General features: G+C 56.7%; 15 protein-coding genes. 8 read left to right on the top strand and 7 right to left on the bottom strand.

The window, feature by feature from the left end:
- Positions 1-16: 16 nt before the first annotated feature.
- A complete protein-coding gene (gene hutG / locus VF709_RS08840; RefSeq protein WP_058683711.1) occupies positions 17-952 on the bottom strand; it encodes a formimidoylglutamase in 936 nt (311 codons plus the stop codon).
- Entirely contained in the window at positions 949-2169 is a 1221-nt protein-coding gene (gene hutI / locus VF709_RS08835; protein WP_097533700.1) for an imidazolonepropionase, read from the bottom strand. Before hutI ends, hutG begins: the two co-directional genes overlap by 4 nt.
- A 224-nt stretch (positions 2170-2393) precedes the next feature.
- On the opposite strand from hutI, the gene VF709_RS08830 reads away from it, so the two are divergent.
- A complete protein-coding gene (locus VF709_RS08830; protein WP_038986074.1) occupies positions 2394-3677 on the top strand; it encodes a putative acyl-CoA thioester hydrolase in 1284 nt (427 codons plus the stop codon).
- 106 nt (positions 3678-3783) lie between these two features.
- On the opposite strand, the gene pgl is transcribed toward VF709_RS08830, so the two are convergent.
- The gene (gene pgl, locus VF709_RS08825) at positions 3784-4779 is read right to left on the bottom strand and encodes a 6-phosphogluconolactonase (protein ID WP_013097511.1); all 996 of its coding nucleotides are present in this window, start codon (positions 4777-4779) and stop codon (positions 3784-3786) included.
- Positions 4780-4919: 140 nt separating this feature from the next.
- On the opposite strand from pgl, the gene VF709_RS08820 reads away from it, so the two are divergent.
- Positions 4920-5738 (top strand): pyridoxal phosphatase, encoded by an 819-nt coding sequence (locus tag VF709_RS08820; protein WP_062934963.1) that lies wholly within the window; start codon positions 4920-4922, stop codon positions 5736-5738.
- Here the strand turns inward: VF709_RS08820 and modC are convergent, their stop codons facing one another.
- From modC to VF709_RS08800, 4 genes are all read right to left on the bottom strand, one after another.
- Complete coding sequence (modC, locus tag VF709_RS08815; RefSeq protein ID WP_029882496.1) at positions 5739-6797, bottom strand: molybdenum ABC transporter ATP-binding protein ModC; 1059 nt, start codon at positions 6795-6797, stop codon at positions 5739-5741.
- A 2-nt stretch (positions 6798-6799) separates the two neighbouring features.
- Entirely contained in the window at positions 6800-7489 is a 690-nt protein-coding gene (gene modB, locus VF709_RS08810; RefSeq protein WP_013097514.1) for a molybdate ABC transporter permease subunit, read from the bottom strand.
- Complete coding sequence (gene modA / locus VF709_RS08805) at positions 7486-8262, bottom strand: molybdate ABC transporter substrate-binding protein (protein WP_038418921.1); 777 nt, start codon at positions 8260-8262, stop codon at positions 7486-7488. Before modA ends, modB begins: the two co-directional genes overlap by 4 nt.
- A 178-nt stretch (positions 8263-8440) precedes the next feature.
- Positions 8441-8590 carry an AcrZ family multidrug efflux pump-associated protein gene (locus tag VF709_RS08800; protein WP_013097516.1) on the bottom strand — a complete coding sequence of 50 codons (150 nt, stop codon included), beginning with the start codon at positions 8588-8590 and terminating at the stop codon, positions 8441-8443.
- Positions 8591-8719: 129 nt separating this feature from the next.
- Between VF709_RS08800 and modE the strand changes: the two genes are divergently transcribed.
- From modE to galM, 6 genes are all read left to right on the top strand, one after another.
- A complete protein-coding gene (modE, locus tag VF709_RS08795) occupies positions 8720-9508 on the top strand; it encodes a molybdenum-dependent transcriptional regulator (protein ID WP_013097517.1) in 789 nt (262 codons plus the stop codon).
- Positions 9509-9575: 67 nt separating this feature from the next.
- A complete protein-coding gene (gene modF / locus VF709_RS08790) occupies positions 9576-11048 on the top strand; it encodes a molybdate ABC transporter ATP-binding protein ModF (protein ID WP_023622344.1) in 1473 nt (490 codons plus the stop codon).
- A 201-nt stretch (positions 11049-11249) separates the two neighbouring features.
- On the top strand, positions 11250-12266 hold the full coding sequence (gene galE / locus VF709_RS08785) for a UDP-glucose 4-epimerase GalE (protein WP_023622345.1): 1017 nt from the start codon (positions 11250-11252) through the stop codon (positions 12264-12266).
- A 9-nt stretch (positions 12267-12275) separates the two neighbouring features.
- The gene (gene galT / locus VF709_RS08780; RefSeq protein WP_013097520.1) at positions 12276-13322 is read left to right on the top strand and encodes a galactose-1-phosphate uridylyltransferase; all 1047 of its coding nucleotides are present in this window, start codon (positions 12276-12278) and stop codon (positions 13320-13322) included.
- A gap of 3 nt (positions 13323-13325) precedes the next feature.
- A complete protein-coding gene (gene galK, locus VF709_RS08775) occupies positions 13326-14474 on the top strand; it encodes a galactokinase (RefSeq protein ID WP_040020652.1) in 1149 nt (382 codons plus the stop codon).
- Positions 14468-15511, top strand: coding sequence for a galactose-1-epimerase (galM, locus tag VF709_RS08770; RefSeq protein ID WP_149896560.1), 1044 nt, complete (start codon positions 14468-14470; stop codon positions 15509-15511). The genes galK and galM overlap by 7 nt, the downstream gene beginning before the upstream one ends.
- Positions 15512-15593 lie beyond the last annotated feature (82 nt).

The following is a 15593-nucleotide window of genomic DNA, read 5'->3' as shown; positions in this document are numbered from 1 at the left end:
GACTCCTTAAATATTGTTATGCCCACCAGTGAGCAATTTGCCAGGCCAGACGGGCGGCAAGCTTCGCCCCCTGTCCGTCCCGATCGTAGTGAGGGTTAAATTCTACCAGATCGGCGGCCTGCAGTTTTCCGCTACGGCAAATGCGCTCGATCGCGGGCAGGAGATCCCGCGCAGGCACGCCTAACGCCGCGGGGGCTGACACGGCGGGCATCTCGGCTGCGGGCAGAACGTCCAGATCAATGGTGAGGTAAACACGATCGGCCTGCGCCAGCACCTGTTCCAGGGCTGATAGCGCATCCAGGTGGAAATGCAGATCGTCCACCAGCGTGGCGTTAAGCCGTTCAGCCTCGTCAAACAGCGCCTGGGTGTTCGCCGCGCGGCTGACGCCAAAACAGGCGTACTGAAATTCCCGCGCGTGGTCAGCACAGTAGTTCGCCAGCTGACGAAACGGGGTGCCGGAGGTGGCCCGTTCGGCCTTGCGCAAATCAAGATGCGCATCCAGGTTGATGACCGCCACGCGCTCATTCGGGAACGCCTCAAGAATACCACGGCCGTGGGCCCAGGCGGTCTCGTGTCCGCCGCCCAACACCAGCGTACGCATGCCAGCCTGCTGACAGGTGACCACGGCATCGCTCAGTGCCTGTTGGCCCTCTTCCAGTTGGTCATCCTCAACGTAAACCGACCCCATGTCCACCAGCCGTTCGTGGCCGGAATGCGTTGCCATGTTCGCCAGCGCCTTACGCAGCACGTCGGGAGCCTGCGCCGCACCCTGCCTGCCCTGATTACGCCTTACTCCTTCATCACAGGCAAAGCCTATCAGCGCAATCGCGGATGAAACCGGGGTAAATTGAGACGGCTGGCGTATGGTCTGAAAAATACGTTTTGCGTTGCTGGCCTCGGCGCTGTCGTCGCGCCCCTGCCAGACGGTCTCTGCAACGGGCTGCCAACTCATACTGCCTCCCCCCGGAAAATGCGTTGATACAGCGGATTGCGTCCCGGCTCGTAAACCATTTCTACCGGATGGTCTGCATCCCAGACGATAAAATCAGCCATAAAACCGGCCTTTAACTGCCCGTGCGTTGTTCCACGCCCCAGCGCCTGCGCGGCGTGCCGCGTGACGCCAGCCCAGGCCTCTTCAGGCGTCAGGCCAAACTGTACGCAGGCCATGTTCATGGCCAGATGAATGCTCGCGAACGGGCTGGTGCCGGGGTTGTAATCCGTGGCGACCGCCATCGGTACGCCCTGCGCCCGGAGCTGTTCAACCGGTGGACGCTGACGCTCCTGAAGAAAATAGAACGCGCCGGGCAGCAGTACCGCAACCGTGCCGCTTTGCGCCATGGCCTGAACACCCTTTTCATCCAGGTATTCGATATGATCGGCAGATAACCCTTTAAATCGGCTGACCAGCGCCGCACCGCCCAGGTTAGAAAGTTGCTCCACGTGCCCTTTCACCGGAATACCCCGTGCGCGGGCGGCCAGGAAAAGCCGCTCGGTTTGTGCTGGCGTGAAGCCGACGTTTTCACAAAAAACATCCACCGCTTCGAACAGCCCTTTTTGCCACAGTTCGGGCATGATCTGCTCGCACACCAGGGTAAGGTACGCGTCTGGATCGTGGCGGTATTCCGCCGGAACCGCATGTGCCGCCAGCAGGGTTGGGCTGATCTCAACCGGATTACTCAGGCTGAGCTGGCGTGCGACCTGCAGCATTTTCTCTTCAGCCGCGGCGTTAAGACCGTAGCCGGATTTGATTTCCAGGGTGGTCACCCCTTCATTCATTAACCGCTCCAGCCGCTGCTGCGCCAGTGTAAGCAAATTTTCCGGCGAACTGTCGCGGGTTGCCGAGACGGTGGCGTTAATTCCGCCCCCCTGTGCGCTGATGGTCTGGTAGGAGACACCGTTGAGACGCTGCTCCCACTCCGCCGCGCGATTGCCGCCAAACACCAGGTGGGTATGGCAGTCGATAAGACCCGGCGTGACCAGGCGTCCACCGAGATCGACGCATTTATCATGCCCGGAAGAGAGGTCTGCTTCAGGAATAACGGCCAGAAGGGTTTGACCGCGCACCACAAGGGCATGATGCGCTTGCAGGCCATAAGATTCTTCACCAGGAACCATTGTCGCCAGTCGCGCATTTCGCCATATCACATCGTCAGGATGAAGTTGCAGCATAAGCCTTTCACTTGTCATGGGTTGTATAGACATTTATTTTCATCTGCTGGCTGCTGTCAACCGCCTTAATGAAAATGTTATTTATTTGTGACGACTTTCCCGCCCCCTGCGGGCGAAAAATGCAACTTTTCCCCTTTTTATCTTCCCGTTTCGCTCAACTTAGTATAAAAAAGCAGGCTATTTCGTCTATCTCGTTTAAGACTTGCATACCCAGGAGCTTCACCTTGAACATTTCCAGGATTTCCCGTCTGGCGTTGGCACTCGCCTTTGGCGTGACATTATCCGCATGCAGTTCAACGCCACCGGATCAGCGACCTTCTGAGCAGGTCGCGCCAGGCACCGCGTCCCGTCCGATTTTGTCCGCTGATGAAGCGAAAAACTTCGATCGCGCGCACTACTTCTCCGCGATGGATCCAAACGCTGCGCCGTGGACGCCGTCTTCTATTAACCTGCCGAAGCAGCCAAACTTTGTTGTGGGTCCGGCAGGGGCGCAGGGCGTGACGCATACCTCTATTCAGGCTGCGGTTGACGCTGCCATCACCAAACACAGCGCATCTCGCCAGTACATCGCGATCATGCCAGGTGAATATGAAGGTACCGTTTACATTCCGGCAGCACCGGGCAGCATCACCCTTTACGGTCTGGGCGAAAAAGCCATCGACGTTAAAATTGGTCTGGCGATTGATTCCGAGATTGACAGCACCACCTGGCGTCACCTGGTCAACCCGGCGGGTAAATACATGCCGGGCAAACCGGCCTGGTATATGTTTGATAACTGCCAGAGCAAGCGTGCCGCTACCATTGGCGTGATGTGTTCTGCGGTCGTCTGGTCTCAGAACAACGGTCTGCAACTGCAGAACCTGACCATTCAGAACACCCTGGGCGACAGCGTTGATGCGGGTAACCACCAGGCCGTGGCGCTGCGTAGCGATGGCGACAAAGTGCAGATCAACAACGTGAACATTCTGGGTCGTCAGAACACCTTCTTCGTGACCAACAGCGGCGTACAGAACACCCTGCAGAATAACCGTCTGACCCGTACGCTGGTGACCAACAGCTACATCGAAGGTGATGTGGATATGGTCTCCGGTCGTGGCGCGGTGGTATTTGATAACACCGATTTCCGCGTCGTGAACTCACGTACCCAGCAGGAAGGTTATGTCTTTGCGCCAGCGACACAGTCTAATCTGTTCTACGGTTTCCTCGCCGTCAACAGCCGCTTCAACGCCTCCGGTGACGGCGTGGCGCAGCTGGGTCGCTCCCTGGACGTGGACTCTGCAACCAACGGTCAGGTTGTGATCCGCGACAGCGTTATCAACGAAGGTTTCAACGTGGCAAAACCATGGGCTGACGCCGCCATCTCCAAACGTCCATTCTCCGGCAATACCGGTTCCGTGGACGATAAAGGAAACGTGCAGCGTAACCTGAACGACGCTAACTTCAACCGCATGTGGGAATACAACAACCGCGGTCTGGGTAGCAAAGTGGTTGCTGAGCCGAAGCAGTAATCTGTTTTGCCGGGTGGCGGCTTCGCCTTACCCGGCCTGTCCGTTACTGCAGTACCACCGGGCATAAAAAAACCTCGCGTTCGCGAGGTTTTTTGTTTTAAGCCGCTTAGTGAGCGTTTACCACTACCCACATTGGCCCCTGGCCTACCGCATAGCGCCCTTTCTCTTCCAGCAAGCCCTGCTCGCCTTTGATTTCGTACAGGGCGATGTGGTGAGACTTCTGCCCCGCTGCAATCAGGTATTTACCGCTGTGATCGATATTAAAGCCACGCGGCTGCGTTTCCGTCGGCTGGAAGCCTTCTACTGCCAGCACGCTGCCGTCTTCCGAGACGCTAAAGATGGTGATCAGGCTGGAAGTACGGTCACAGGCGTAGAGATGGCGACCATCCGGCGTAATGTGAATATCCGCCGCCCAGCGGGTATCCGAGAAGTCAGACGGCATCATATCCAGCGTCTGCACGCACTCAATCTGCCCGTTAGGATCTTTCAGTTCCCAGACGTCCACTGAACTGTTCAGCTCGTTGACCACGTAGGCGTACTGCTGGTTTGGATGGAAGACCATATGACGCGGGCCTGCCCCCTCTACGGTGGTCACTTCAGCCGGATTCTGCGCCACCAGGTGACCATCGTCGCTCAGGGTAAACAGGCAGATACGATCCTGCTTCAGCGCCGGTACCCACAGCGTGCGGTTATCCGGAGAGATGTTCGCCGAGTGGCAGCCTTCCAGCCCTTCCACCACATCCACGGTTTCGACCGGAATGCCCTCTTCCAGACGCGTCACGCTGACACAGCCCGCGTTATAGGAGCCGCTGAAAACAAAGTTGCCCTGGCGATCGGTTGAGATGTGAGTTGGGCTACCCGGCAATGGCGCTTCCGCAGTGTAAGTCAGCGCGCCGTCATCCGGAGAGATGCGGTAGGCCAGCACGCGAAACTCCGGGCGCACACCCACGTACAAGAAACGTTTATCCGGGCTGATCGCCATTGGTTGTACCTGACCAGGCACATCAACAACCTGCACCAGCGTGAGGGTCCCCTCGGCATTTAAACGCCAGACGTGGATCTGCTGGCTTTCAGGACTGGCGGTATAAACGGTTTGTTTCATGAATATTCACTCCTCACTGCGCATGAAAGTAGGTAACTTTTGACGGTGAATGCTGAATTGTCGACGGGAATTTTGACGCGTTCGCCTCTCGGTGTACCATCCCATCAGATCGTAAATTCAATATTAACCCGGAAAAACAAATGACCTCGCGTGTGATTGCTCTGGATTTAGACGGTACCTTACTGACGCCGCAAAAAACCCTTCTCCCCTCCTCCCTTCAAGCGCTTAAACGCGCGCAGGAAGTGGGATATCAACTCCTTATCGTAACGGGTCGACATCACGTTGCCATTCACCCTTTTTATCAGGCACTGGCGTTAGATACACCTGCAATTTGTTGTAATGGCACTTATTTGTATGATTATCAAGCAAAAAAGGTTTTAGAATCCGACCCGCTGCCGGTTCCCCAGGCATTGCAGTTAATTGATCTGCTGGATGTACATGCGATCCACGGCCTGATGTATGTCGATAATGCGATGGTCTATGAGCGCCCGACCGGCCACGTAATCCGCACCACCAACTGGGCTCAGTCTCTGCCAGAAGCGCAGCGTCCGGTCTTTACCCAGGTCTCTTCCCTGCGCCAGGCGGCTCAGGATGTTGAGGCTATCTGGAAATTCGCGTTAACCGATGAAGATACCACCAAACTGAATACCTTCGCGAAACACGTTGAACAGGCGCTGGGTCTGGAGTGCGAATGGTCCTGGCATGACCAGGTGGATATTGCCCGTAAAGGCAACAGCAAAGGTAAACGCCTGACGCAGTTCGTGGAGTCTCAGGGGTGGTCAATGCAGGATGTAATCGCCTTTGGCGATAACTACAACGACATCAGCATGCTGGAAGCCGCCGGAACGGGCGTGGCAATGGGCAATGCCGATGACGCGGTGAAAGCGCGCGCTAACGTGGTGATTGGCGATAACACCACCGACAGCATCGCGCAGTACATTTATACCCACCTGCTGTAATCAGGTGGTAATGGAGACGCTCTTGATTTGCGCGTAAAGCCACAGGCCAGGTTTGATCCCTAACTCATCCCTGGCCCACGGACTGATCCGTGCCCAGAGCGTCCTGCTCCCCACCTCAAGCTGCACCTCTACCTGACCGTTATCATCAAAACACTCGGCGACCTTCGCGCGCAGGATATTACGGATACTGGTCTGCAGCGGAGGCTGTAAAACCAGAGAGACATCCGACGCCTGAATACGAATACGCAGCGCCGACTGCAGGGGCTTGTCGATTTTATTCACCCACAGGTGCTGGTCGCCCAATGCCAGGGCGGTCATCGCGTAATGCGGGTGGTGCTCCAGCACGCTCACCTTCAGGATACTGCTCTGCTGCTCCCGGGGCAGCCACGGGTGCATGACGCTACTGCCCCAGACCTCTTCAAGATTGCCAAACGCCTTTACGCTGCCGTTTTCCAGCACCAGTACGTTATCCGCCAGATGTAGAATTTCATCCAGGGAGTGGCTGACGTACAGCATCGGGATCTTGATTTCACGCGCCAGGCGCTGGAGATACGGCAGGAGTTCACGTTTACGCGGAATATCCAGCGAGGCCAGCGGCTCATCAAGCAGCAGGAGTTCGGGGGCGGTGAGCAACGCGCGCCCTATCGCCACCCGCTGTTTCTCACCGCCGGAGAGCGAGGAAGGCAACCGGTCAAGCAGTGGCTCAATGCCCAGCAGCGCCACCAGCTTGTCAAACTGCGCGGCCATGCTTTTGGCCATGCCGTAACGCAGATTCCCGCGCACGCTGTAGTGCGGGAATAACCGCGCATCCTGAAACACATAGCCAATACGCCGTTTATCCGGCGTCAGGTAAATCTTGTTTTCAACGTCATTCAGGACGCGATTATTCAGCACAATGCGCCCTGCCTGAGGACGTGTCAGGCCACCGATCGCATTAATGAGCGAGGTTTTCCCGGCGCCGGAGACCCCAAAGATGGCGGTGATGCCGGTGGCAGGCAGCGTCTCGTCCAGTGTAAGGGTGTGGTTTCCCAGCGTCTGGGTGAAATGGAGTTCCAGCATAACTATTTCCCCATCCGCTCGCGGCTGAGTCGCGCCAGCCATTCAGAGACCAGCAGCGATATCAGCGCCAGCACAATTGAGATAACGCACAGACGCGCCGCAGCACCTTCGCCACCCGGCGTCTGTATCAGCGTATACATGGCCGAAGGGATCGTCCGCGTTTCACCGGGGATGTTCGAAACAAAGGTAATGGTGGCACCGAATTCACCCAGCGAACGGGCAAAGGCCAGTACCGTACCGACAATAATGCCCGGCAGCGTGAGCGGTAGCGTAATGGTGAAAAAGACGCGCCAGCGCCCGGCACCCAGCGTGCGGGCGGCCTGTTCCAGTTTGATATCCACCCCTTCCAGCGCCAGGCGGATGGCCCTCACCATCAGCGGAAATGACATCACCGCCGCGGCCAGCACCGCACCGCGCCAGCTAAAGGCAAAGGTCAGCCCGAACCAGTCGTACAGCCATTGGCCGATAAACCCGCGTCGGCCCATGGATACAAGCAGCAGATATCCCACCACGACGGGCGGCAATACCAGCGGAAGATGGAGAACGCTGTCAAGTAGCGCTTTGCCGGGAAACTTACAGCGCACCAGCAACCAGGCAAAGAAGATCCCAAAGGGCAAACTTAGCGCAACCGCCAGGGAAGAGACTTTCAGGCTCAGCAGTACAGCCTGCCATTCAGGATCGGTCAATATCATTCGTGAGTCGTAAATCCATAACGTTTAAAGATTGCGGACGCTTCCGGCCCCTTCAGGTACGCCTGGAAGGCCGTCACGGTCGCATTTTTATGTCCATCAACAATCGCAACAGGATATTCCACTTTCTTGTGGGCGTCTTCCGGGAACGTGCCAACCACTTTGACCCCCTTGCTGGCAACGGCATCCGAGCCGTAGACAATGCCCAGCGGAGCCTCATTGCGCTCCACCAGCGCCAGCGCACCGCGTACGTCTTCTGCCGGCGCCAGATCTGATGACAGTGTCTGCCACGCGCCCAGTTTCTGCAGGGCCTCTTTCGCGTAAATCCCAGCCGGTACATGGTCCGGATCGCCCACTGCCAGCCGGCCACCGTTCAGAAGACGCGTCCAGTGAGTCTCTTTGTTGATGGTGATGTCACCCTGCGGACTGGCTTTTGGCGCGACCACGACAAGGCTATTCCCCAGCAGCGTTTCGCGGGTTGTGGTATCCACGGCTTTCTTATCAACGGCGTAATCCATCCATTTCTGATCGGCAGAGATGAACAGATCGGCCGGTGCCCCCGCTTCTATCTGGCGCGCCAGTGTAGAAGAAGACGCAAAAGAGGAGACGACGTCGACGTTCTTCTCTTTTTTATACGCTGCAGCAATATCCTGCATCGCATTCGTCAGCGACGCCGCCGCAAAAACCGTAATTTTACCTTCGTCGGCCAGCGCGTGTCCGGTCAGCGAAAGTGCCAGCGTTGCCCCTGCGAAAAAGCGTAACCCTGTACGTGCCATCTGTAGCTCCTGTGAGTTTCGTTATATACGCAATAATATAACGACAACGCCGGAGATATCCCAGCATTAAATCGTACCAATCAAGAGGTACAATTACCGGATGCTTTAAATCATATCGGCGATGACGAAAAATACTTGAGAGCAAAACGCCCGGGCAAGCCGGGCGTTTTGTGGGGAATCAGTGCTGCTTTTTAGCGCGGTCTCTGTGACCAATGTTCGAAAAGACGTTGAACACTTCACCCAGGCCGTAGATGGCACCGAGGATGATGGCCATCACTACTGGTACCATGATCACGGCGAATACCAGACTTTTCAACAACTCTAACATGGTTTTCTCCAGATATTGTGGACGGCTTATTCTACCCTGAAAAGTAAGAAAAACATCCCCTTTTGTGCGGTCCCCTTTGCGCCCTGTGCCATTTGGTTCACAATAGCCCTTTTGTCAGGACACTCCGTTATGCAGGCTGAAATTCTCCTTACCCTACGACTTCAGCAGAAGCTTTTCGCCGATCCGCGACGTATCGCCCTGCTTAAACAAATAGAACAAACGGGTTCAATAAGCCAGGGGGCAAAGAACGCGGGCATTAGTTATAAAAGCGCCTGGGACGCGATCAACGACATGAATACCCTGAGCGAGCAGATGCTGGTTGAGCGAGCCACGGGCGGCAAAGGGGGCGGTGGCGCCGTGCTGACCCGCTACGGCCAGCGTCTGATTCAGCTTTATGACCTGCTGGCCCAGATCCAGCAGAAAGCGTTCGATGTGCTAAGTGACGATGATAACCTCCCGCTGGACAGCCTGTTAGCCGCCATTTCTCGCTTCTCACTCCAGACCAGCGCCCGCAACCAGTGGTTTGGCACGGTCACCGCGCGCGATAACGGGCAGGTGCAGCAACATATCGAGATCCTGCTTGCCGACGGTACGACCCGCCTGAAAGCCGCGATTACCGCCCAAAGCGGAGAGCGTCTGGGGCTGGATGAAGGCAAGGAGGTGCTGGTGTTGCTGAAAGCGCCGTGGGTCGCAGTGACGCGCGATGCCGAACGCGCCAAAGCGGCAGACAACCAGCTGCAGGGCACCATCCAGCGCATTGAACGTGGTGAAGCGCAGTGTGAGGTCCTGATGACCCTGCCGGACGGCCAGGTGCTGTGCGCGACGGTTGCCCTGAGCGAGGCGCACGAATTAGAAGAAGGTGCTGTAGTCACCGCATATTTCAACGCAGACCGGGTAATTATCGCCACATTGTGCTGAGCGGATTGACAGGCGTGTCGACAGTGAGTATCCCTGACATCTGATGCTGCAAAAAATGGGATAAATCATGTCATCATTGCATATTTCGCAAGGTACGTTTCGTCTTGGCGATACCCGAACGCTGACGCTGCCAGATTTAACACTCCATGCGGGTGAAAGCTGGGCATTTGTGGGCACCAACGGAAGCGGCAAGTCCGCGCTGGCCCGGGCGCTGGCCGGAGAGCTCACCCTGCTTAAAGGCGAACGCCAGAGCCATTTTACGCGTACGACGCGCCTGTCGTTTGAACAACTGCAGAAGCTGGTGAGCGATGAATGGCAGCGTAACAACACGGACCTCCTCAGCCCGGGCGAAGAAGACACGGGCCGCACAACGGCAGAAATTATTCAGGATGAAGTCAACAATCCTGCCCGTTGTCAGCAGCTGGCGGAGCAGTTTGGCATCACCGCCCTTCTCAACCGCCGCTTCAAATACCTTTCTACCGGCGAGACGCGTAAAACGCTGCTCTGCCAGGCGCTGATGAGTGAACCTGAGCTGTTAATCCTGGATGAGCCGTTCGACGGTCTGGACGTGCAGTCCCGCGCCCAGCTGGCGGACCTGCTGGCCTCGCTTAACCAGCAGGGCTACACCCTTGTGCTGGTGCTTAACCGTTTTGATGAAATCCCGGATTTTGTGCAGAACGCCGGGGTGCTGGCGGACTGCAGCCTTACCGAAACCGGCGAAAAATCGGTACTGCTGAAACAGGCGTTGATTGCCCAACTGGCGCACAGCGAAAAGCTCGACGGCATTACCCTGCCCGAACCCGACGCCCCTTCGGTACGTCTCGCTTTAGATCCCAATCAGCCGCGGATTGTGCTGCGTGACGGGGTGGTCTCTTATGACGATCGTCCGATCCTGAATCATCTCAGCTGGACGGTTAATCCGGGCGAACACTGGCAGATTGTCGGCCCCAACGGCGCGGGGAAATCGACGCTGCTGAGTCTGATCACCGGCGATCACCCGCAGGGCTACAGTAACGATTTGACCCTGTTTGGCCGCCGTCGCGGAAGCGGTGAAACCATCTGGGATATCAAAAAGCATATCGGCTATGTCAGCAGCAGCCTGCATCTGGATTACCGGGTCAGCACCACCGTACGCAATGTGATCCTCTCCGGGTACTTTGATTCCATCGGTATTTATCAGGCGGTATCGGACAAACAGCACAAGCTGGCCCAGCAGTGGCTGGATATTCTGGGGATGGACAACCGGGTCGCTGATGCGCCGTTTCACAGTCTGTCCTGGGGGCAGCAGCGTCTGGCATTGATCGTCCGGGCGCTGGTGAAACACCCGACCCTGCTGATCCTCGATGAGCCGCTTCAGGGGCTGGATCCGCTGAACCGCCAGTTGATCCGTCGCTTTGTGGATGTGCTGATTGGCGAAGGTGAGACCCAGTTACTGTTTGTCTCACATCATGCTGAAGACGCACCGGCCTGCATCACGCACCGTCTGGAGTTTATCCCGGACGGTGAGCACTATCGTTACCTGCTGAGCAAAATCGATTAACTTCCGGAGGGCACCGCCCTCCGCTTTTCAGATAACCTGCAGTGATACTTCTTTATCTCTTTGATCTACAATGCGACTGGATCAAAAAAAAGCGGGTTTGAAAAACAGTGTAAACGATTCCACTAATTTATCCCATGTCACACTTTTCACGTCTCTGTTATGCTATGGTTATTACATACCATAAGCCTAATGGAGCGAAATATGCGAGTTCTGGTAACAGGTGGTAGCGGTTACATAGGAAGTCATACCTGTGTGCAACTGCTGCAAAACGGTCATGATGTCATCATCCTCGACAACCTGTGCAATAGTAAGCGCAGCGTGCTGCCTGTGATTGAACGTCTTGGCGGAAAACAGCCGACTTTCGTCGAAGGTGACATCCGCAATGAAGCGTTGATGACCGAGATCCTCCACGACCATGCCATTGAAACGGTGATCCACTTCGCTGGCCTGAAAGCGGTCGGTGAGTCGGTCGCGAAGCCGCTTGAGTATTACGACAACAACGTCAACGGTACCCTGCGTCTTATTTCCGCCATGCGCGCGGCGAACGTCAAAAACTTCATCTTTAGCTCATCCGCCACCGTCTACGGCGATCAGCCCAAAATTCCTTACGTTGAAAGCTTCCCCACCGGTACGCCACAAAGCCCGTACGGCAAAAGCAAACTGATGGTGGAACAGATCCTGACCGACCTGCAAAAAGCACAGCCGGAGTGGAGCATCGCCCTGCTGCGCTACTTCAACCCGGTCGGCGCCCATCCGTCAGGCGATATGGGTGAAGATCCGCAGGGTATTCCGAATAACCTGATGCCGTATATCGCACAGGTGGCGGTGGGCCGCCGCGAGTCGCTGGCAGTATTCGGCAATGACTACCCAACCGAAGATGGCACCGGCGTGCGTGATTACATCCACGTTATGGATCTGGCCGACGGCCACGTGGCAGCAATGCAGCAGTTGGCCGACAAACCGGGCGTGCATATTTACAACCTCGGCGCCGGTATTGGCAGCAGCGTGCTGGATGTGGTTAACGCCTTCAGCAAAGCCTGCGGTAAGCCGGTCAACTATCACTTCGCCCCCCGCCGCGAAGGAGACCTCCCGGCATACTGGGCTGATGCAACCAAAGCCGATAAAGAGCTTAACTGGCGTGTTACCCGCACGCTGGATGAAATGGCACAGGATACCTGGCACTGGCAGTCTCGCCACCCACAAGGTTATCCGGACTAAGGATCCGTCATGACTTCATTCAATCCCGTCGATCATCCGCATCGTCGTTTTAACCCGCTTAGCGGGCAATGGATTTTGGTGTCTCCGCATCGCGCCAAGCGCCCCTGGCAGGGGGCGCAAGAGACGCCTGCAAAACAGACGCTGCCACAGCACGACCCGGACTGCTTCCTGTGTCCGGGCAACACCCGCGTAACGGGAGATAAAAACCCGGACTACAAAGGCACCTTCGTTTTCACCAACGATTTTGCCGCGCTCATGACCGACACGCCGGACGCGCCGCAGAGCGATGATCCGCTGATGCGTTGTGAAAGCGCCCGGGGAACCAGCCGCGTGATCTGCTTCTCGCCCGATCACAGCAAAACGCTACCGGAGCTTAGCGTTGATGCGCTGAAAGAGGTGGTGAGCACCTGGCAGGCACAAACTGCGGAGCTGGGCCAGACTTATCCGTGGGTGCAGGTATTCGAAAATAAAGGCGCCGCGATGGGCTGCTCTAACCCGCATCCACACGGGCAGATCTGGGCGAACAGTTTCCTGCCCAACGAAGCCGAACGAGAAGATCGCCTGCAAAAAGCCTATTACGCGGAAAACGGCTCCCCGATGCTGGTGGACTACACCCGGCGTGAACTGGCCGACGGTAGCCGTACTGTGGTCGAAACGGAACACTGGCTGGCCGTTGTACCGTACTGGGCGGCGTGGCCCTTTGAAACGCTGCTGCTGCCTAAAGCACATGTTCAGCGCATTACGGATCTCAGCGACGCACAGCGTGACGATCTTGCGCTGGCGCTGAAAAAGCTGACCAGCCGTTACGACAATCTGTTCCAGTGCTCCTTCCCGTACTCAATGGGCTGGCACGGCGCACCGTTTAACGGCGAAGAGAATCAACACTGGCAATTGCATGCCCATTTCTATCCGCCGCTGCTGCGTTCTGCGACGGTGCGTAAATTTATGGTGGGCTATGAAATGCTGGCGGAAACCCAGCGTGACCTGACGGCAGAACAGGCCGCAGAACGCCTGCGTGCCGTTAGCGATGTCCATTATCGCGAATCAGGAGTCTAATAAATGAGTCTGAAAGATAAAACACAATCCCTGTTTGCTGAAAAATTTGGCTACCCTGCCACCCACGTTATCCAGGCACCTGGCCGCGTAAACCTGATTGGTGAACACACCGACTACAACGACGGTTTTGTTCTGCCCTGTGCCATTGATTACCAGACGGTGATCGCCTGCGCAAAGCGCGATGACCACAAAGTGCGCGTGATTGCGGCGGATTACGGTAATGAGGTGGACGAGTTTTCCCTCGATGCCCCGATTGTTATCCACGACAGCCAGCAGTGGTCCAACTATGTGCGCGGCGTGGTGAAACATCTGCAAAAGCGTAACAAGAATTTTGGCGGTGCAGATCTCGTCATCAGCGGCAACGTGCCACAAGGGGCCGGTTTAAGCTCGTCGGCATCCCTGGAAGTGGCGGTGGGAACCGTCTTCCAGCAGCTGTACCATCTGCCGCTGGACGGGGCGCAAATCGCACTGAACGGCCAGGAAGCGGAGAATCAGTTTGTGGGCTGCAACTGCGGCATCATGGACCAGCTTATCTCCGCGCTGGGCAAAAAAGAGCATGCGTTACTGATTGACTGCCGAACGCTTGGAACCAAAGCCGTTCCCCTGCCAAAGGGTGCCGCGGTCGTGATTATCAACAGCAACTTTAAACGTACGCTGGTGGGCAGCGAGTACAACACCCGCCGCGAGCAGTGCGAAACCGGCGCACGCTTCTTCCAGCAGCCGGCCCTGCGCGACGTGACGCTTGATGAATTCAACAAAGTGGCGCACGAGCTGGATCCGGTAGTGGCAAAACGCGTTCGTCATGTGTTGACCGAAAACGCCCGAACCGTTGAAGCCGCTTCCGCGCTGGCAAAAGGAGACCTGAAACGTATGGGGGAACTGATGGCAGAGTCCCACGCCTCCATGCGCGATGACTTCGAAATCACCGTTCCGCAAATCGACACCCTGGTGGAGATTGTCAAAGCGGTCATCGGCGATAAAGGCGGTGTACGCATGACGGGCGGTGGTTTTGGTGGCTGCATCGTCGCTCTGGTGCCGGAAGATCTCGTCCCGGCCGTCCAGTCGGCGGTGGAGAAACAGTACGAAGCCAAAACGGGCATTAAAGAAACGTTCTATGTTTGTAAAGCATCACAAGGAGCCGGACAGTGCTAAACGAAACGCCAACCCTCGCACCGGATGGTCTGCCGTATCGCCTGTTAACCCTGCGCAACAGCGCGGGGATGGTTGTTACGCTCATGGACTGGGGTGCCACCCTACTTTCCGCCCGCGTACCAATGCCAGACGGCAGCGTGCGCGAAACCCTTCTCGGCTGCGCCTCGCCTGAGCAGTATATCAACCAGGCCGCCTATCTTGGCGCGTCCGTCGGGCGCTATGCGAACCGCATTGCGAAAAGTCGTTTTGAGCTCGACGGTGTTCGCTACACGTTGCTGCCAAGCCAGGGTGAGAACCAGCTGCATGGTGGACCGGAAGGATTTGACAAACGCCGCTGGAAAATTGTCCAGCAAAACGACCGGGAAGTGCTGTTTTCACTTGACTCGCTGGATGGCGACCAGGGATTCCCGGGTAACCTTACCGCGTTTGCACGCTTTACGCTGACCGACGACAACCGTATCGCCATTGAATACCGTGCGACGGCCGATAAGCCGTGTCCGGTCAACCTGACCAACCACGCCTACTTCAATCTGGACGGTAATCAGTGCGATGTGCGTAACCATAAGCTGCAGATCCTTGCGGATGCCTATTTGCCGGTGGACGAGATGGGCATTCCGTATCAGGGGCTGAAGCCCGTGGAAGGTACCAGCTTTGACTTCCGCAACGCAAAATCTATCGCCCAGGATTTCCTGAGCGATGACGATCAGCGCAAGGTGAAAGGTTACGACCACGCGTTCCTGCTGCAGGCACAAGGCGATGTGAAACAGCCTGCTGCACAGGTCTGGTCTGCGGATGAAAAACTGCAGATGACGGTCTACACCAGCGCCCCTGCCCTGCAATTCTACTCAGGTAACTATCTTGGCGGGACAACCGCACGTGAGCACGGCGAGTACAGCGACTGGCAAGGTCTGGCGCTGGAAAGCGAGTTCCTGCCGGACAGCCCGAACCATCCCGAATGGCCACAGCCGGACTGTGTGCTGCGCCCGGGTGAAGAGTACGTCAGCGTCACCGAGTATCATTTTACTCCGCACGCTTAACCTCCGGCCGCAACATCGTCAGCCCTCCCCCGGAGGGCTTTTTTCTGCACGCCTTGCTGAAAATAGCGCCAATCGCAGACAA

Source organism: Enterobacter sp. Lyrl_3, from assembly GCF_051948675.1.
GTDB lineage: Bacteria > Pseudomonadota > Gammaproteobacteria > Enterobacterales > Enterobacteriaceae > Enterobacter > Enterobacter cloacae.
The sequence above is the reverse complement of the archived record's forward strand: the minus strand, read 5'-3'. Positions and strand labels throughout refer to the sequence as shown.

Coding starts and splice junctions, on each gene's coding strand:
- hutG (WP_058683711.1), bottom strand. CDS start 952: ATGAGTTGGCAGCCCGTTGCAGAGACCGTCTGGCAGGGGCGCGACGAC.
- hutI (WP_097533700.1), bottom strand. CDS start 2,169: ATGCTGCAACTTCATCCTGACGATGTGATATGGCGAAATGCGCGACTG.
- pgl (WP_013097511.1), bottom strand. CDS start 4,779: ATGAAACAAACCGTTTATACCGCCAGTCCTGAAAGCCAGCAGATCCAC.
- VF709_RS08820 (WP_062934963.1), top strand. CDS start 4,920: ATGACCTCGCGTGTGATTGCTCTGGATTTAGACGGTACCTTACTGACG.
- modC (WP_029882496.1), bottom strand. CDS start 6,797: ATGCTGGAACTCCATTTCACCCAGACGCTGGGAAACCACACCCTTACA.
- modB (WP_013097514.1), bottom strand. CDS start 7,489: ATGATATTGACCGATCCTGAATGGCAGGCTGTACTGCTGAGCCTGAAA.
- modA (WP_038418921.1), bottom strand. CDS start 8,262: ATGGCACGTACAGGGTTACGCTTTTTCGCAGGGGCAACGCTGGCACTT.
- VF709_RS08800 (WP_013097516.1), bottom strand. CDS start 8,590: ATGTTAGAGTTGTTGAAAAGTCTGGTATTCGCCGTGATCATGGTACCA.
- modE (WP_013097517.1), top strand. CDS start 8,720: ATGCAGGCTGAAATTCTCCTTACCCTACGACTTCAGCAGAAGCTTTTC.
- modF (WP_023622344.1), top strand. CDS start 9,576: ATGTCATCATTGCATATTTCGCAAGGTACGTTTCGTCTTGGCGATACC.
- galE (WP_023622345.1), top strand. CDS start 11,250: ATGCGAGTTCTGGTAACAGGTGGTAGCGGTTACATAGGAAGTCATACC.
- galT (WP_013097520.1), top strand. CDS start 12,276: ATGACTTCATTCAATCCCGTCGATCATCCGCATCGTCGTTTTAACCCG.
- galK (WP_040020652.1), top strand. CDS start 13,326: ATGAGTCTGAAAGATAAAACACAATCCCTGTTTGCTGAAAAATTTGGC.